The organism is Ilyomonas limi (assembly GCF_005233845.1).
Classification (GTDB): Bacteria; Bacteroidota; Bacteroidia; order Chitinophagales; family Chitinophagaceae; genus Ilyomonas; species Ilyomonas limi.
In genome coordinates, this window is sequence record NZ_SZQL01000003.1 from 248,485 (window position 1) to 267,338 (window position 18,854).

At 42.5% G+C, this 18,854-nt stretch carries 15 protein-coding genes; 7 read left to right on the forward strand and 8 right to left on the reverse strand.

Annotated elements, in window-relative coordinates; translation table 11 throughout:
- The first annotated feature begins 316 nt into the window (after positions 1–316).
- The 6 genes from FC093_RS05990 (at position 317) to rodA (ending at position 7,795) form a co-directional block, all read left to right on the forward strand.
- Positions 317–1,231: a UbiA family prenyltransferase gene (locus FC093_RS05990; protein ID WP_240743210.1), complete on the forward strand. Its 915-nt coding sequence runs from the start codon at positions 317–319 to the stop codon at positions 1,229–1,231.
- Positions 1,224–2,315: a type III polyketide synthase gene (locus FC093_RS05995; RefSeq protein WP_206106522.1), complete on the forward strand. Its 1,092-nt coding sequence runs from the start codon at positions 1,224–1,226 to the stop codon at positions 2,313–2,315. Before FC093_RS05990 ends, FC093_RS05995 begins: the two co-directional genes overlap by 8 nt.
- The gene (locus FC093_RS06000) at positions 2,315–3,010 is read left to right on the forward strand and encodes a methyltransferase domain-containing protein (RefSeq protein WP_137260840.1); all 696 of its coding nucleotides are present in this window, start codon (positions 2,315–2,317) and stop codon (positions 3,008–3,010) included. Before FC093_RS05995 ends, FC093_RS06000 begins: the two co-directional genes overlap by 1 nt.
- Positions 3,003–4,142, forward strand: coding sequence for an NAD(P)/FAD-dependent oxidoreductase (locus FC093_RS06005; protein WP_137260841.1), 1,140 nt, complete (start codon positions 3,003–3,005; stop codon positions 4,140–4,142). Before FC093_RS06000 ends, FC093_RS06005 begins: the two co-directional genes overlap by 8 nt.
- Positions 4,143–4,352: 210 nt before the next feature.
- Complete coding sequence (gene mrdA / locus FC093_RS06010) at positions 4,353–6,449, forward strand: penicillin-binding protein 2 (RefSeq protein WP_137260842.1); 2,097 nt, start codon at positions 4,353–4,355, stop codon at positions 6,447–6,449.
- Positions 6,449–7,795, forward strand: a complete 1,347-nt coding sequence (gene rodA, locus FC093_RS06015; protein WP_137260843.1) for a rod shape-determining protein RodA — start codon at positions 6,449–6,451, stop codon at positions 7,793–7,795. Before mrdA ends, rodA begins: the two co-directional genes overlap by 1 nt.
- 333 nt (positions 7,796–8,128) lie before the next feature.
- Here the strand turns inward: rodA and FC093_RS06020 are convergent, their stop codons facing one another.
- The 7 genes from FC093_RS06020 to gatB form a co-directional block, all read right to left on the reverse strand.
- On the reverse strand, positions 8,129–8,767 hold the full coding sequence (locus FC093_RS06020) for a PHB depolymerase family esterase (RefSeq protein ID WP_137260844.1): 639 nt from the start codon (positions 8,765–8,767) through the stop codon (positions 8,129–8,131).
- A gap of 96 nt (positions 8,768–8,863) precedes the next feature.
- Positions 8,864–10,558 carry a diflavin oxidoreductase gene (locus FC093_RS06025; protein ID WP_137260845.1) on the reverse strand — a complete coding sequence of 565 codons (1,695 nt, stop codon included), beginning with the start codon at positions 10,556–10,558 and terminating at the stop codon, positions 8,864–8,866.
- 21 nt (positions 10,559–10,579) lie between these two features.
- Positions 10,580–11,413 (reverse strand): uroporphyrinogen-III C-methyltransferase, encoded by an 834-nt coding sequence (cobA, locus tag FC093_RS06030; RefSeq protein WP_137260846.1) that lies wholly within the window; start codon positions 11,411–11,413, stop codon positions 10,580–10,582.
- Positions 11,414–11,507: 94 nt separating this feature from the next.
- On the reverse strand, positions 11,508–12,401 hold the full coding sequence (locus tag FC093_RS06035; protein ID WP_137260847.1) for a LysR family transcriptional regulator: 894 nt from the start codon (positions 12,399–12,401) through the stop codon (positions 11,508–11,510).
- A 27-nt stretch (positions 12,402–12,428) separates the two neighbouring features.
- Positions 12,429–13,103, reverse strand: a complete 675-nt coding sequence (locus tag FC093_RS06040; protein ID WP_137260848.1) for an SDR family NAD(P)-dependent oxidoreductase — start codon at positions 13,101–13,103, stop codon at positions 12,429–12,431.
- A gap of 193 nt (positions 13,104–13,296) precedes the next feature.
- On the reverse strand, positions 13,297–14,421 hold the full coding sequence (locus FC093_RS06045) for a TlpA family protein disulfide reductase (RefSeq protein ID WP_137260849.1): 1,125 nt from the start codon (positions 14,419–14,421) through the stop codon (positions 13,297–13,299).
- A 130-nt stretch (positions 14,422–14,551) separates the two neighbouring features.
- Entirely contained in the window at positions 14,552–16,042 is a 1,491-nt protein-coding gene (gatB, locus tag FC093_RS06050) for an Asp-tRNA(Asn)/Glu-tRNA(Gln) amidotransferase subunit GatB (protein ID WP_240743211.1), read from the reverse strand.
- A 59-nt stretch (positions 16,043–16,101) separates the two neighbouring features.
- Between gatB and FC093_RS06055 the strand changes: the two genes are divergently transcribed.
- Positions 16,102–16,530 carry an EamA family transporter gene (locus tag FC093_RS06055; RefSeq protein WP_137260850.1) on the forward strand — a complete coding sequence of 143 codons (429 nt, stop codon included), beginning with the start codon at positions 16,102–16,104 and terminating at the stop codon, positions 16,528–16,530.
- Between the two features lie 89 nt (positions 16,531–16,619).
- On the opposite strand, the gene FC093_RS06060 is transcribed toward FC093_RS06055, so the two are convergent.
- Positions 16,620–18,848: a hypothetical protein gene (locus FC093_RS06060; RefSeq protein WP_137260851.1), complete on the reverse strand. Its 2,229-nt coding sequence runs from the start codon at positions 18,846–18,848 to the stop codon at positions 16,620–16,622.
- Positions 18,849–18,854: the final 6 nt, after the last annotated feature.

Below are 18,854 nucleotides of genomic sequence, written 5' to 3' on the forward strand. Positions count from 1 at the left end.
AAAATATAAACACCCCTAATTATTGTATTCTTATCCAGACTGTTTTATTTTAAGCAATAAAAAAAGCAAATACTGCAGCTAGCCCCCGAATAACAGCAATATAAAAAAGGGTTTGTATTGTCTCCGAAAAAAATACAAATACGCAATGCCAATGAAGTTCCGATAACAGCGCCGACAGTATCCATGAACGATGAAAGCCAATAGCTGTATTCATTAATGGGATTAATTTTTTACGCGGCAATGAAATTTTGCCTCCAGCACTTATCGTTTGTTTTATTTACACAAAAGTATCAGAAGCTTTTCCTACCTTCTATTGATGTTAAATGCTTTAACCTCCAACAACTTTCTTATCTTCACTTCCAAGCCTATGCTGCACCGCTCCACCATACAATTGCTGCGTCTGCCGTTTTCATTTTTTCTCATGCCGGTGTACTGGTTTGCACTGAGCATGGTGCCGGAGGTAAATCTGTTTAAAGCAATACTTATTTTTATTTTACTGCACTTGTTTTTATATCCCTCCAGCAATGGCTACAATAGTTATATGGATCGTGATGAGAGCAGCATTGGTGGCATTGAACATCCAATGCAACCAACAAAACAATTGTTCTATACCACTGTTGTATTAGATATTGCAGCAGCATTGTTGTCATTTATTATCAGCGTTCCGTTTGCAATTGCTTTTATTATTTATATCATTTGTTCGCGATTGTATAGCTACCGAAAAATAAGACTGAAGCGCTTTGCTGTAGGGGGTTATCTTACGGTCATTATCAACCAGGGTGCACTTACTTTTTGGATGGTGTACAACGGCGCTAATACCAATACAACCACACCTTTTCCGTGGATTGCCTGCCTGGCAGCAGCATTTTTAATTGGCGGTTTTTATCCCATCACACAGGTATATCAGCACGAAGCTGATGCCAAAGATGGCGTGCAAACCATCAGTATGTTGCTGGGTATCAGGGGTACTTTTGTTTTTTGCGCAACTATGTATGTAATTGCTTTTGGCTTATTGTTTGTCCATTTTCAGTACACACTGCAGTTGGTACGTTTTGCTTTGCTGCAAATCTTTTTCATACCTGTATTAATTTATTTTTTTTATTGGGTAACGCAAGTATGGAAGCATAAGGCGGCTGCCGATTTTAAACATACGATGCAAATGAATTGGCTCGCTGCAGGCTGTACCAATCTGGCCTTTATCACCTTATTTATATTAAACTATATTGGCTAATATTATTTCCATAGCAACCACAGTACCCGAATACTGCCACCGGCAAAAAGATATCCTGCAGTTTATGCAACAGGCTTACAACCTCAATGCAACAGACAGGCGCAAGCTGGCTTTTATGTATCACTATAGCGGCATCGAAAACCGTTATTCGGTGCTGAAAGATTTTAGCCAGCCGCCACAACAATGGCAGTTTATTAATATAGAAAGTAATGAATACACTCCATTGGATAAACGTATGGAGTTGTATAAGCAACATGCGTTGCCTTTATCTTCAAAAGCAGCACAGCGCTGTTTAAAAAACATAAAAGAAGCGATAACCATTACACATTTAATTACCGTAAGCTGCACCGGTATGAGTGCACCGGGGCTTGATTTGGAACTCGTAGAAGCCTTGCAATTATCGCCTAATGTATTTCGCACCTCCGTTAATTTTATGGGTTGTTATGCGGGTGTACACGCCCTCAAGCTGGGTAAAATGATATGTGATACCGATGCAAAAGCCTATGTATTAATTGTTGCTACAGAGTTATGTACATTGCATTTTCAACAGGAATATACGCCAGACAATGCCGCCAGCAGTTTGCTTTTCGCCGATGGCAGCGCAGCGCTGCTAATGAGTAATGATGAAAGTATAAAACCTGTTGCTACTGTCACCAACTTTCATTCAGCTATTGCTTTTAAGGGTATTAAAGATATGGCATGGGAAATAAGCAGTAAAGGTTTTTTGATGACGCTAAGCGGCTATGTTCCACAACTGATAGAGGAAGATATTACGGCATTGGTGGAGGAAGCTTTGCAGCAAAGTCGCCTTACTAAAAAAGATATTGCTCATTGGTGCATACACCCCGGCGGCAGAAAAATTATTGATACTATTCAAAAGCAATTGGGCTTGAATGAGGCAAATACGCAACCGGCGCGCGAAGTGCTTCGGCAGTATGGCAACATGTCCTCGGCAACTATCTTTTTTGTGCTGGATAAAATTTGCCGGCAGGCAAAACAACAATCCGGAAAGTCTTCCCACGCTTTGGGCGTTGCTTTTGGTCCGGGACTGACTATGGAAACATTTACTGCTGTGATTGCATAATGAATTTAAAACACCGCTCATATCAAAAAGAATTGCTGGATAGCGATGCTATTCCATTTGCCGATATTGAACAAAACATGCGCGAACTGGATGTGATTAATGCTTTACTCGGCGGCCATCGCATTACAGTTAAGGGCTTTAATCTGCTGCGCAACGGGCAGCAGCAATTGCATGTATGCGAGATAGGTTGTGGTGGCGGCGATAATCTCCAGGCTATTTATAAATGGTGTAAAAAATTAAACATACAGGTTGCTTTTACCGGCATTGACATAAAAGAAGAATGCATTGCTTATGCAAAAAAGAACAAGACTTTACCACTTTGTACGGAGTGGATTTGCAGCGATTATCGCCATGTAACTTTTGATGCCAAACCAGACATTATTTTCTCCAGTTTATTCTGTCATCATTTTACTAATGAAGAACTGGTGCAGCAATTACAATGGATGCAACATCAATCTGCAATTGGTTTTTTTATAAATGATTTGCAACGGCATCCGTTAGCGTACTATTCTATCAAATGGCTTACACAATTATTTTCGAAATCCTATTTAGTAAAGAACGATGCACCACTGAGCGTAGCACGTGGCTTTATTAAAAAAGAATGGAAAAAAGTGTTTGTGCAAGCTCATGTTCCATCCTACCAAATTCAATGGCAATGGGCATTCCGCTATTTGATTACTTACCGGCATGAATGATACAACCTTATACGACGTAGTCATTATCGGTGGTGGTCTTGCCGGCTTATCGCTTGCCATTCAGTGCGCCGGTGCGGGCTATGCAACCATTTTGTTTGAGAAAGAGGAATATCCTTTTCATAAAGTATGCGGCGAGTACATCAGCAACGAAAGTGTGCCTTTTTTACAACGTTTGGGCGTGCCGTTGCAGCAGTATCATTTGCCCCAAATCAATACACTGCATTTAACCGATGTAATAGGCAATCTGTATCCATTCCCATTAGATTTGGGAGGCTTTGGCATAAGCCGTTTCACACTGGATAACCTGCTGTACCAAACCGCTTTGAAGAAAGGGGCAGTAGTAAAAACCGGCACAAAAGTGCAGGATGTACAATTCGCTAATGACCGCTTTACTGCTCTTACATCAGCAGGCAATTTTACTGCGCGTATTGCGTGCGGCGCTTATGGCAAGCGCAGCAATCTGGATGTAAAATGGAAACGCGCTTTTACGCTGCAAAAAAGTAACCAGCTCAATAACTATATTGGTATTAAATATCATATTCAACATCCGCACCCAAATAGTGTAATTGCATTGCACAACTTTAAAAACGGTTATTGCGGCATATCAAAAATTGAAGAAGATAAATGCTGCCTTTGCTATTTAACCACGGCTGCCAATCTTAAAAAACACAACAGCAGCATTGCACAAATGGAAGGAGAATTGCTGTCGCAAAATCCGCAACTAAAAGCCATTTTTTCAGGAGCTGCTTTTTTATACCAGCAGCCATTGGCTATTTCGCAAATTTCTTTTGAACCAAAAACGCAGGTAGAAAATGGAATCCTCATGCTCGGCGATACTGCCGGACTGATTGCACCACTTTGCGGCAACGGTATGAGTATGGCAATGCACGCATCTTTACTGGCATTCCTCAATATTGATTTATTCCTGCAAAAAAAGGTCAATCGTCCGCAAATGGAGATGCAATATGCCAAAGAATGGAAAGCACGTTTTTCCAAAAGATTGTTAGCGGGTAGGCTTATTCAGCAGGTATTTGGGGGTAATACTACTACGGCGCTGTTTTTAAAAACAATGGATGCTTTGCCAAGGCTGGCAAACGCAATAATCAAATTAACGCATGGGAGGACTTTTTGAATAACAGACCAGAGGCATTTTCTACTACTTTTCCTCCCCAGCCTTAAACTTTAAACATTTTCCCTATAATACTTTTTTGTATAGGAATGCCGTTTGTACAAATAAAAATCTTTACATAATTTTTTGTGAAGCCATCTTTAAATTCTCTGGCGAAACAGCAATTTTGTAATGGTATTTTGTACCATATATCTTTTACATCCTTTTTAGCACATGCGGGTTTATAATCAATCGAGGAACAGGATTATTCAAATAATATTTGTAGCTGTTTTTCTTATCATTACGCTTCAATTGCTGCATTTGCAGCTTTTTTCATCCGAATACCGGCTGCAGGCAGAGAACAACGCCATTTATCGCAAAGTAGTCTATCCCGATCGCGGTATTATTTACGACCGCAAGCGGCGGGCAATACTCGAAAACACGGTGATGTACGATTTGGTAGTAACGCCTTCCGAAATAAAGGGAACTGATACTGCAACGCTGTGTGACATTCTTGGGATTGATACTGCTGAATTTAAAAAAAGGATTTTGACCTGCATCTATAAGAACTCGCGCTACAAACCCAGCGTGTTCGAGCCACTGCTGTCCAACGAAAAATATGCACGGCTAAACGAAGACATGTATAAGTTTAATGGCTTTGTATTGCAGGATAGGCCAGTACGCAGCTATCCTTACCATGCAGCAGCGCAGGTGCTGGGGTATATTGGTGAAATAGACAGCAACTTTTTGCGCAGGCATGCAGGCGAAGGTTATGAAATGGGCGACTATGCGGGACGCGCTGGTCTGGAACTGACTTACGAAAAAATCTTGATGGGACAGCGTGGCGTAAAACGTTTTATGCGCGATAACCACGCCCGCCTTGTGGGCTCTTACGAAAATGGCATTTTTGACACGGCTGCCATTGCCGGACGCAACCTGTACACCAGCATGGATATTGAAGTACAGCGACTGGCAGAAAGGTTATTAACTAATAAAATCGGCAGCGTAGTAGCACTCAATCCAAAGACAGGCAGCATCATTGCAATGGCTTCGGGCCCCACTTACGACCCCAACGAGCTGACCGGTGCACAGCGGCGAAAAAACTTCAGCCGCATGTTCCTCGATACAGCAAAGCCTTTGTACAACCGTGCCATCAAAGGGCAATATCCACCGGGCTCCACCTTCAAACCACTGGGTGGTTTAATAGCGCTTGACGAAGGTATTATTACGCCTGCTTACGGTTATCCCTGTCCCGGCGCTTACTATGGTTGCAGCCATGCTGTAAGATGTACCCACGCCGGCGGCGGGCATGCTGCCAATCTGCGCATAGCATTGGCACACTCCTGTAACTCTTATTTTGTACAAGTATATCGCATGGCAGTAGATAACCCGGTATACGGCAGCCCGCAGAAAGGCTATGCCAAGTGGAAGGAATATATGAACAGCTTTGGCTATGGCAGGCGCCTCGGCGTTGACCTGCCAAGTGAAGACGGCGGCTATATACCCGATACTAACCGGTACACCAGAGATTATGGAAACGACCGTTGGGGCAGTTGCTTTAATGAAACATTGGGTATTGGTCAGGATAGAATGTTGGCAACGCCATTGCAAATGGCCAACCTGATGGCTATTATTGCTAATGGTGGCTATTATTACACGCCGCATTTTGTGGATAGTGTAGAGAATGAAACGATTGCCGATACAGCTTTCTTTAATAAATACCGCCTCAGGCACACTACTACGCACATCAGTCAGGAGTCGTATGCTGCCATTCAGGGCGGCATGCACGATGTAACGCTGATGGGTACGGCAACCTATATTAAAGTACCGGGTATCAACTATGCTGCAAAAACCGGTACCGCACAAAACCCGCATGGTAAAGACCACTCCATTTTTGTGGCGTATGCGCCTGTTGAAAATCCACAAATTGCAATAGCGGTAGTAGTAGAAAATGCCGGCTATGGTGCTACGTGGGCAGGTCCTATTGCTTCGCTGATGATGGAAAAATACCTGAATGACACACTGGCTGCCGGCAGGCAAAGAGAAGTGGACCGCGTAGCTAATGCTAACCTGCTACCCGATGCCATCAGGCGCTGGTATCAGGTAAAAGATTCGCTGCGCGCAGCCAAGGCAGCTAAGTTGCAAACAGATACCATTCCATCCATTAAACTGGACAATGGCCTGGAAAACCGCAAGATAACTTTTGACCCCGAGGCTGAGCCCAACCGTAAAGACAGTGGCGATGCACCGCCTCCGGCTGTCCAAAAGACTTCTCCGGCTGCCATACCTAATAATGATAACAATAAAAGAAAGCCCAATAACAGACAATAATGAGCACTTATCAAAACAGGTCTATCAGCAAAGGCATAGATTGGGTAACGGTGTGGCTGTATGCGTTTATACTCGCCGTAGGCATTATGTGTATCTTCATGGTAGAGTATAATAGCGATCAGCCCTGGCTGTCTTCTTTTCTTACCGGACAAACCAACTACAGTAAGCAGCTACTTTTTGCAGGTATATGCGTAGTAGTGGCCACTTTTATTTTATTGAGCGACAGTAAACTATATACGGCTTTTGCCAACTTGCTGTATGCATTTGGCATACTACTGATGCTGGCCACTTTTGTAATAGGTAAAAGCATTAACGGCTCTAAAAGCTGGATACCATTGGGCGGCGGTTTCAACCTGCAGCCTGCCGAACTGTGCAAAATATTTGCTGCACTGGCGCTTGCCAAGTATATGTCGCGGCAAGACATAGATTTTACTAAAATCTCATCCCAGATAGTGGCTGGCGCTATTGCCATGCTGCCGGCTGTGTTGTCGGTAGCACAAAACGAAACCGGGCTGGCGCTGGTGTATGCTGCTTTTTTTATTGTAATGTACCGCGAGGGATTGCCCGGCTGGATATTGGTAGTAGGCTTTTCGTTTGGCGCTTTGGTGGTGGCTACGCTGGTACTGCAGCCGCTCACGCTCTTCATTGCGCTTACTTTATTTGCCGGTGCAGTGGTTTATTTCAATATTAAAAAAATAAAACGCAGGCTTAGCTATTTGTTTTTTATCATTTTTGTTTGGCTCACCTGCGTAGGCATATCGGTATTTGCAGTGCCTTATATTTTTAATAATGTATTTCAGTGCTACCAAAGCCAGCGTATCTACAGCATGGTAGGCAAAGATTACGACTGCAGCCAGAATAAAGCTGCCCAAACCGCCGAAAGCGAAAACAGAGTTGTAATAAAGCCGGACGATTATAATGTGCGCCAGAGCAAAATTGCTATTGGCTCGGGCGGCTTATTTGGGCGCGGCTTCCTAAAGGGCACGCAAACGCGCGGCAAGTATGTGCCGGAGCAGCATACCGATTTTATTTTTACTTCGTTGGGTGAAGCGTTTGGCTTTGTCGGCTGCTTTGTTTTTTTGCTGATTTACTTCTTCTTGTTGCTGCGTATTGTAAACATGGCTGAGCGACAACGAAGTACCTTTAGCCGGGTATATGCATACAGCGTAGCCAGTATTTTGTTTTTGCATATTGCGGTTAATGTGTGTATGACTATCGGGCTTTTCCCTATTGTGGGTATTCCGTTGCCGCTGATGAGTTATGGTGGCTCCTCGCTGCTTACTTTTACTATTTTAATATTTATTTTGATAAGATTGGATGCCGATAGGAATATGGTGCTGCGGTGATTTTTTGAATAGCTTTTAAACGTTAAGTGCGAAGGTTCACAAAGGATAAAAAGGTTCGGGGTTCTTTATAGATTCCGAACCTTTGCTTTTATAAGATTCGATTTATTAATCGTTCTTCACCCTTGTCATGCTGAGGCATGAAGCATCTGAGATTAATAGAAAAATCACTCTCAAAATATACCTACATTTATGGCAAAGCACAGATACTTCCCTCGCCAGCATGGCAAACTCTAACGTATGGATTTACCTATAACAAAATTTTCCTGCCTTTGCCGGAGGAGAACTCCGGCAAAAAACTGTTAGCAAAGAACATTGACAATAATAGCAATCATATTACTGCTTTTCATGCTGCACCACAAAATCCAATGCTTGTTTAATAGCATCTTTTGGCGGCGCATTTATTTCTAAACTATTGGCTGTAGGGCTGTTCGGGCAAGGGTTTGCTTTATCTCCTCCATTGATGCTGGCAATAGCTGCATATTTATTCGCAATAAAACAATTTAATAGCTTAGCCATATCGCCGCCATTACCAACACCTATAACATATAATTGCTTTGGGTCGCACTTATATTGCTGTATAAAAAAATCTACCATAATAGAGATAAAACCTGCATCGTTAATGCTGTCGGTAGCAGGAAGAGGCGCGCCTGTTTTGCTGTTCCAGTGCCCTGCAACTGCATCGGGATAGAGTACTACGCAATCACCCGAATCGGCTTTTGCATGAATGATATCTCCTAAACTTTTGATAGTATTTTGGGCATTGCTGTTTGCATCGTGCAGTATCACTATTAAAGGGTAAGAATCCTTTTTACCCCAATTCAAAGGCATGTAATAGGTGATGAGACGCGGGGTATCATCAATATTAAAATCGGAGGTATAAATGCCTTGCGGCTGTATGGCCTCGTACTGGCAAAACGCATGGGATATACTAAAAGAAAGCAGCAGCACCACAATAAATTTCATCAGCTTCATAAGATTAATTATCACTGATAAAGATACTGCAAGTACGCAGCTTTCTGTTTACTTTATTGTAAACAAAATTAGCTGCGTAATACGCTTTTTTATAGATTAATATACATCTTTCAAATACCTGCCTTCTTCTTTTAACTGCTCCAAAAACTGTATAGCATCTGCAGTTGTTTTGTTGCCAAATTGTTCAACTATCTGCAATAATGTATTTTCAACATCTACACTCATTGGCTCTTTGGCTCCGCACACAAAAACGGATGCGCCGCTGGTAAGCCATTGGTACAGCTCGTTGCCGTGTTGCAGCATTTTATGCTGCACATATACTTTCTCTTTTTGATCTCTTGAAAACGCAACATTTAGCTTGGTTAATACGCCGGTTTCCAGCCAGTTTTGTAATTCTGTTTGATAAAGAAAGTCGGTAACAAAATGCTGGTCGCCAAAGAACAGCCAGTTACGCCCGGAAGCGCCTGTAGCATCTCTGTGTGCAAGGAATGAACGGAAAGGCGCAATGCCGGTGCCCGGCCCAATCATGATAATGTCTTTATCATCTTCGGGTAAGCGGAACTGTGCGTTTTTATGAATATAAAACTCAAATGCCGTTTCTTCGGGTAAGCCGGTAAGATAGCCAGAACATAAGCCGCATTTTTGCTCATCATTTACTGCAAAATGGTCTTTTGCAACAGTAAGATGTATTTCGCCACTGTGTGCTTCGGGCGAGGAGGAAATAGAATATAGGCGTGGTGTAATGGGCTCTAAGATGTCAACTAACTGCTGAAACTGATTTGTATCTTTTAATGGATAAATCCTAAGCAAATCCAGCAAACCCATTTTGGTAGCCGGAATATCCTGGCTTACAAGGCTGGCATATTTTGCAACCACTCTTTCAGGTAAATAAATAATATTCAGCTTTTTCTTTAATAATTCCGGAGCTGTAAACTGCTCGTCTTTGTAAGTAAAAGTGCTGCTATCATCAAGCTGCAGTAATTGAATAATGTAGTCAACCACTGATTGAGGATTTTCGGGGATAACACCCAAAGCATCGCCCGGTACATATTCAATCTCATCCCCGGCAATCTCCATATGATGCGTTTGCTTGTTGGAACCTCTGTCATTAAGATTGATATTAGTTAAGATTGTTCCATTATAAATCTTTTTGCCGCTTGATTTTTTTGCAACAACAGGAGCAGCTTGTATGCTGATAGTGTCCTCCGTATTATTCAATTGCTGCAATACGTGCTGAAACCAATCGTTAGCCTCACTCTCATAATCCACATCGCACTTTTGCAAAGGAACTATGCGCTCACCGCCCAGCTTGCTTAATTGCAGGTCAACATCTTCGCCTGCTTTACAAAACAGCGGGTAAGAAGTATCACCCAGCGCCAATACACCATACTTCAGTTTATCCAGCCTGAAGCCGTTGTTGTGTATATGATCGTAAAACTTTTTTGCAGCAGCAGGTGGCTCACCTTCGCCTTGTGTGCTTATGATAGAAAGCAGGTATTCTTCTTTAGGTAAATCATTGAGACGATATTGATCGAGGCTAACCAGTTTTGCATTAATACCACTTTTTTTGGCCTTCGCTGCAAATTCAGAAGCCAGCTTTTTGGAATTACCTGTTTCGGTGCCGTAAGTAATAGTAAGCTTATTAACAACAGGCTTTGCAGGTGCAACTGCTTTCGTTTGATTGGTGGTTGAATATTTCCCGGCTATATAACCGCTCAACCAAAAAAGTTCTTCTTTAGTAAACGTTGAAACTATTTCTTCAACCAATTTCAATTTAGGTGATGCTAACATAATGCTTGTTTATACTGTTAATTATGCCCGTTCTGCTTTAGGGTAGGTCGCTGCTTTATCTTCAACCGGAGCAAAGTATTCCTGCGTTGTCTCTTTATTCTGTAACCAATAGAATTGCTGATGCAGTTGAACTACTTTGCCTATAATCAGCAGCGAAGGAGATTTGAATACTTTGCTGCCCTGCTTTGCCGCAAACTCATACAAGTTGCTCGTATATATTGTTTGCAAAGGCGTGGTTGCCTGTTCCACTACTGCTATCCATTTATCTTCGGCTATGCCATTTGCCGTAAGTTTTGCAACCACATGATCGGCAGTTTCTGCCGACATATAAAAAACCAAAGTATCCGATGTTGCTGCAAGTTCCTGCCAATATGCATCAGAAATAACCTCAGTTTTATAGCAGGTAAGAAAACGAACGGCAGTAGCATAATTTCTTGCAGTTAAAGGAATGCCGCTATATGCCGCTGCACCCGAGGCAGCAGTAATGCCGGGCACAACTTCGTAAGGAATATTATGCTTAACCAGCGTTTGAAGTTCATCTAAAATATTGGAGAAGATAGATACATCGCCACCTTTTAATCTTACTACCAGTTTACCCTGCAACGCATAATCTACCATTAATTCATTAATGGTCGTCTGTGGTGTAGATGCGCCGCGCCTGCATTGTTTGCCAACGTACAAAACCTCCGCCTGCGGGTTTACATACTCCTCCATAATCACATCGCTTACAAGCCGGTCTGTTAGTACAACATCTGCTTTTTGTAAGTAGCGTGCAGCTTTAACCGTAAGCAGTTCCGGATCGCCGGGACCGGCGCCTGCTATAATTACTTTGCCTTTTTGAAAATTGTGTTTCATGCTGCGCATGTGATTTCTTCCATAATAGAAGATTTCACATTGCAAAAGTGAAACAGAAGTATGGGGAAAGGAAATTGATAAAAGTAATGGGTCATTACTTTAAGTTATACTGCTTGGCAAAAGTGATAAACAAATGAGCTAACTGTTCGGATGTACCCTGCCTTTCAATAAAGTAAAAAAAGCGTTCAATTGTTAACCCATCCACATCAATAATACGGAAAACATGGTTAGACAATTCGGTAAAAACCGAATGAACAGAAAGAAATGCCATACAGTTGGAACTTCGGAGATAGGTTTTAATAGCTTCTGTAGAACCTAATTCCATTTCAATATTAAGCTGAGAAAAATGGAGTCCGACACCTTTTAGCGCATAGGCAATCACATCTAATGTACCCGAACCGGCTTCTCTTATAAGCAGTGGAATGCGTTTTAACTCATGGAGAGTAATATGTGATTTTTTTGCTAACGGATGATGAATATTGCTCACCAGTACAATTTCATCCTTTACATACTCCGTATATTTTATACCTACATTTTTCGATTTACCTTCAATTAAACCAAGGTCAATATCGTTGTTCAGCAGTGCATGTTCTATTTGTTCCGTATTACCATTCAGCAACTTTACTTTTACATCTTTATATTTCTTATGAAACTCCGCCAGTGCAGCAGGTATAATGTATTGACTAATAGTAGTGCTTGCACCAAGATGTAATACCCCTTTGTGTGTATCGGAGAAGCTGTTTAAATCAAACTCCATCTTCCGGTAGATGGTTAACAATTGCTCGGTGTATTGCAGCATTACCTGCCCTTGCTGTGTTAGTTTAATCTGGTTTCCCTGCCGCTCAAACAACTGCACTTTAAAGTATTGTTCCAGTTCCTGTATATGTTTGGTAACTGCCGGTTGTGTAATAAACAAATCGGCAGCCGCTTTAGTAAAGCTTAAGCGCTTTGCAACTGTATAAAAAACTTTTAGTCTGAAGTCAAACATAAACTTGCTTAATGCGCTTCTATTTACTTAAGACCCGTTATATACCTTAATAACCGGTTGCCTGATGGCATCAGCAGCTTCGGTACAATAGAAGTAAATAATATCTGCAATCCTTTCCGGCTTTACCCATGCATCAAAGTTGGCATTGGGCATTGCTTTTCTGTTGGCTGGCGTATCTATGATAGATGGAACAATAAGGCTGGTAACCACGTCTTTTCCATTCGCCTCTTCATTTAGCATTGTTGCCAGCTTTTGTAGCAAAGACTTGGAAAGGGCATACCCCATCACATCCTTAGCGCCATTATCTTCTACTCCCGGGCGTGCGCCGGTAAGAAAAATGCGCCCGCTACCGCGCTGCAGCATGTGCCTGAATGCGGGTTTAGCTGCATGATATGCCGTTTCAAAATTAAGCTGGTATTGAAAGGTAAGATCACTGCTTTTAGTAGTATGAATATTACCCATGGCAAAGCCGCCTGCAGTAGCTATGAGCACATCTATAGCACCATATTTTTCAACAATACTATCTACCAATGCTTCGGTATCTGCTTCATCATTAAGGTCAACATACATTGCCTCAAAAGGAGTATTTATTGGTGCTTTTTTATTTACAGTGCCAATTACGCGATAACCTTCTGCTAAAAATTTATTGACTACTGCTGTGCCGAGATTACCAGTGGCGCCTGTTACTAATACTGTTTTCATGGGTGTATAAAGTTATAATAATTATATGCGGCAAGTTAGGGAAGTATTGGAATGAATAAGCTTGTAATAATAGCAGACAGGATTAAAAGAAGAGACTTATAGATAAAGTTAAAAAGCTAAGGCTTTACTAAGAACCCTTTTTACATAGTTCCCAATAAAGCCCTCTATACATTCCTTTGTCCTTTATCAATGCTTATTTCAGCACTTCCGCCAGTTTTGCTTCCAGTTCTGGCCCGCGCAAACTGCTGGCTATAATAGTTCCCTGCGGATCAATCAATACATTAAACGGAATACCATCAAACTGGTAGGTTTCTACCGCCGGGCTTGCCCATTGTTTCAGGTCGCTCATCTGGTGCCATACTAATCCATCTTTTTTTATCGCCTCTAACCATGCTTGTTTATCATCGTCCAGCGATACGCCAAGAATTGTAAAGTTTTTGTCTTTATATTGGTTATATGCGGCTACTACATTAGGATTTTCCTGCCGGCAAGGCCCGCACCAGCTTGCCCAAAAATCCACCAGCAGATACTTGCCTTTAAAATCACTGATGCTTACCGGCTTACCGGTTACATCCTGCATGGTAAGATTGGGTGCCGGTTTGCCAACGAGCGGGTAAGCTTTAGGCTTAGCATCTTCTATAGCCGTTTGCAATCTTGCCTTCAGGGTAGCTAATCCACTGCTTTCCTTAAACCGGTTAGAAGCATCGCTGGCCAGCTTGTACAAATCGTCAAAAGACATTGTTTGCATATTGGCAGCCTGGCCCAATGCAAACTGCACCAAAGCCGGACTGTTCGCTTCAGCAACCGTTTTTTTAATATAATCATTCAGTTGTTTTACCTGTCCCTGCACATTGCTTACAGCCATTTGCTTTGCACTATCCGGTGCCTGCTGTGCCTGCTGGTAGGCAGCTCCTATAGAGGAATCTTTTTGTATAAAAGTGGTAATAAATTTATACAGATTGGTACTGGCATCAGAGCCATTTATCTCGGGATGACGCGCATTGAGCGAATCAACATTCACCGTAATATCGTCATTATCGTTGATGAATAAAGCCTGTAACCCGCTGGGAACGCTTACAAAATACAGGCCCTCTTCTTTGCCAATAGTTTTTAATTTGTACGAGCCATCAGCACCAAGCGTAGCAGAATCTACAATCTGCACCTCGCTGCCGTCGGACGGTAAGTGGCTTAAATAGACAGGTTGCTTTTGTACATGCAAAATCTTACCGTTTACAGTAAATTCGCCATTGCCATTGTGTTGCTTGCAGGCCATCAGGCTAATGCCTGCAATGGCCGCTATAAGTATGTTCTTCGTCATTATTGCAAAGTGATTGTGTTGTTTAATTTTTTAACCGTTAAGGCGCAAAGGTTCATAAAGAATAGTAAAGCATATGAATAACCTTTGTGTGACCTTTTTCTTCGTGCCTTTATGCTTCTAAATTTAAATGCTAAGCGTTTAATTTTTGCTGGAGTAAATCGGTTACTGCTTTTGGGTCTGCCTTGCCTTTGCTCCTTTTTTTTACCTCTCCAACAAACAAACCAATTAAGCCTTTTTTGCCCCTTTTATATTCGGTTACTTTATCGGGCATGTTCTTTATTACTTCATCTATCCAATTTTCAATCTCGCTGCTGTTGCTCGTTTGCAATAGGTTCATCTCAGTAGCTACCTCCAGTGGTGTTAGCTCTTCATTGCCAATCAACACGGGTAATATACGTTGCGAAGCCACCGAAAAGTTTACCTTGCCATCTTCCACCATTTGTATAAGTGCAACTAATTGTAATGGCGAAAGCTGCAATTGGTCAAATGTAATCTTTGCATCATTCACATGCTGGCGCAGCGGGCCATTTATCCAGTTGGCAGCCGCCTTGTAATGGGTAGTGTGTTTTATTACTTTGTTGTAATAATCACTTATTTCTTTTTCGGTACACAACTGCGCTGCATCGTATTCGCTTAAGCCTGCCACTTTGTATTTTTCCTGCAACTCGTAAGGCAATGCAGGCTGTGCTTCCTGTATATTTTGTATAAACGATTCCGAAAGATGAAATGGCGATAAATCCGGCTCGGGGAAATAGCGGTAATCGTTCGCTTCTTCTTTATCGCGAATGGCAAACGTAGTATCGGTGGAAGCATCGAAACTGCGTGTTTGCTGTATAATGCGTTCGCCTTTTTCCAGCAGATTAATCATGCGCGTAATCTCGTATTCAATTGCCCTTTTCACATTACGGATGGAGTTAAGGTTTTTTACCTCCACCTTGGTACCCAGCTTTGTTTCACCTTTCAGCCGCACCGAAACATTAGCATCGCAGCGCAAGCTACCTTCTTCCATATTACCGTCGCAAATGCCCAGCCAGCGCACGAGGCGGCGCACTTCGGTCACATACTGGTATGCTTCATCGGCAGTGTGGAGGTCGGGCTCGGTTACAATTTCTATTAGCGGTGTACCGGCACGGTTATAATCCACGCAGGTATAGTCTTCCTCAATATCATGAATACTTTTGCCCGCATCTTCTTCAAGATGAATACGGTTGAGCTGAATATCGCGGTTGCCAGTTTCCGTTTTAATCATCACATATCCGCCTTTACAAATAGGCGTGGTGTGCTGCGATACCTGGTAACCTTTGGGCAAATCGGGATAAAAATAGTTTTTGCGGGCGAAGTAGTTGTAGCGCTCTATCTCACAGTGGCAGGCAAGTCCCATTTTAATGGCATATTCCACCGCTTTTTTGTTGGTCATGGGCAAAGTACCGGGATGGCCAAGCGTAATGGCGCTTACATGCGTATTGGGCGCTGCGCCAAATGCGGTGCTATCGCCGCAAAATAACTTGCTGGCAGTAGCTAACTGCGCATGTACTTCCAGCCCGATGACGGCTTCATATTTATCGGCAAAACTCATGGTATTCCTTGTGATAAAAGGCTGTAAAGGTATTAATTGAAGCATAAATAAACATTGGTATTGTTTTGTATTAAGTAATCAATCAGTTAAAAAACAGCTTATTTATGTGGTTAATCTTCGCCATTCTCGATGCGCTCATGGCTGCCGTTTCGGTTATACTTACCAAGGCCGGTGTAAAAAATGTAAATCCGGTGCTTGCTTTTGCTCTGCAATCTGTACTTATTCTTATCGTTTCCTGGAGCCCGGTTTTATACAAGGGCAATCAGAATGAAGTAGGCAAAATAGACAAACAAGCCTGGCTGTTTCTTGCCGGTGCCGGTGTGGCTACCGCATTGTCTTCGCTGTTTAAATTCCGCGCTTTAAAGGAGGGAAACGCGGGCGCGGTTACTTCTATAGACCGCGGCGCGCTGGTATTTGTAGTTATTTTTGCCACGCTGTTTTTAAAAGAAAAACTAACCTGGCAATTAGTAGCAGGCAGTATTTTAATCATTGGCGGCGCGGTATTGATTGCGACGGCGCAGCAGGAAAAGTAGCTTTTACATGATGATTTTTCTATTTTTTGCTGATGAAATTGATAGAAAAATCCGCTGTGGTTTACTCCGGAGCCTCTGTAGTTTCAAAACTATTTATTTTCCATTAATCTTTTTATTTCATTAAATGTATCGGTGTTGATGCTGCTGTTGAGCGAAGCAGCAATATCTTTTTTTTCCGAGGCGGTGAGGTGAAAGCTAAGGGAGGCGCTGGCATCTTTTTTTGAAGGAATATATTGAAAGCTGAACCGGTAAAAATGCTGACCCATGCTCTCCGACAAATAATCCAACTGCCCAAGCTGGTAGTACGTTTGTATTCTGAACCAATTGGATTGCATCAGCATCAGCGGCTTGGTTATAAAACCCGACAGGCTGTTGTTTTCAAACGGGCGGTCCCAATCGCCCGATTGCCGGTCGCGTATCTGCAATACAATTACCTTGCTGGTGTTTTGCTCCAGCCAATCCTTGAAAACGCTCACAAAACGAAAGCTGGTCTCCTGCCCAAAATTATCGCGCAAACCTGCATCCAGTACATCTATCACCGGGTCGCTGGGCAGCCACACGCTTGGCAGTACATACGGAAAAGTAGCATTCATGCGCAATGCCGATAAAACACCCAAATTAAGCGGATTTCTATCTTTAAAAAAAGAAACAAAATCCACCCCATCTATCTCTTTGGCCGATACCTTCGTAGTATCAAAATATGCCTGCATCAGAAAGCGCAACGGGCGCGTGCTTACAATCATTTTGCGGCCATCGCGGCTGATGGTGCTGTTGAAAATAATGGTGGGTATCTGCGCCTGCATTTCAGCATCGCGGTAGTCGGCAAGCCGCTTGTTCAACACGCCTTTGGTATTGTGGTTGAACTTTTGCTCAAAGGCATAGGCACGGTCTTTTACATACTCATATCCATACGCATTGAATGTGGCAGCCGGACCCATAATATCTCTTGTAATGAACGAAGAGAACAGCGGATTCAACAAATCGCGCGAGATATTCTCGGCATATTGATGGTTCTGAAGATTGATGTTGCTACCTTTTACTTTTTCAAAATACAAACCGCGAAAATAAGTAGCGCCCAACATGCCGCCCGAAGCGCCGCTGATGAGCATGGTATGCTGCATTAAAGTGCCGTGCGTAACGCTATCGAGGCGTTGTAATACATTCATGGTAAAAGCAGCACTCCGATTACCGCCACCACTTACATCAATGAGAAACATTACCGGCTTATCCTCTTTTTGCCGCGCTTTCCAGGCATTCAATGTTTGTAAAAAAGCCTGTTTATCCGCTTCCATATTGGCAGGTGAAGCCATAGCTTCTATAGCTTCTTTGGTATAAGCAGGTGCAGGCAGGTTTTTATTGTAATTAATGCCATACGCCCGGTTGCGGAGGTCTATAACACCGCTATCGTTAAGTGCATTGATGATAAGATATAAAAGAATAATAACCGGTATGCTCCAGGACTTTAAAAAGAGCGAAAATGCGCCTGCTACGCCAATAAGGATAGCAAAAAATATAGTAATGCTTGCAGCAGCGGGTATCTGAAAAATAGTACTGTCTGATAAATAACCAACGCTTACCAGGAATATAAAGGCCAGCAACACTGCCAGTACCGCTGCAAGGTGGTGCTGTTTGAAGATGGTATTTAAAAACTCTTCACTGTAATGGCGCACATCACGCGGCTTACGCAATCCAAGGCTGGCACTGAAGAACCACAGCACGCGTATCTCACCTCTGTAAAGCGGCAATGGATTTTGGAGAATAGCGGTAGAATACTGCTCGTTGGCTTTGGTAATGGTAGCCCTTAAGCGCCGGTAAATATTTTTATCAGCACCAAAAAAATAACCAAATGCAATGAAAATGGCTATAATAAAACCTGCCAAAAAACTGCTCATCAATACAACGATTCTGCCTGCAGGTATCAGTTCTTCGTAGGCATCATACTTAATGGCTTTTATAAAATAAAAAATAAGAAAGGCGAGCGGTATTACGGCATTGTTGATACAGAATTTTAAAAAAGGCTGTGCCGTAGTAGCCAGAAAGCGGATATGTTTGGTGTGCAAAATAAAGGTGGTAATATTCCAGCTCATAACAAAAATGCCAATAGCAAAGCCGGTAAGTGTCATACTCGAAGTATTAACGCTGCCCCAATATTCCGGTGCCAGGTACAACGTATCGGCGCCATAAGGTTGCAAAAAATTGCCATCTACCGTAGCAAACAATACATACCAGAATATGAGCAATACCTGGTAGCGCCTGAAGTGCAGCAGGAACAATTGTACAGGTAAAGAAAAATAAAATCCGGTAATATATCTTTTCATACGCAG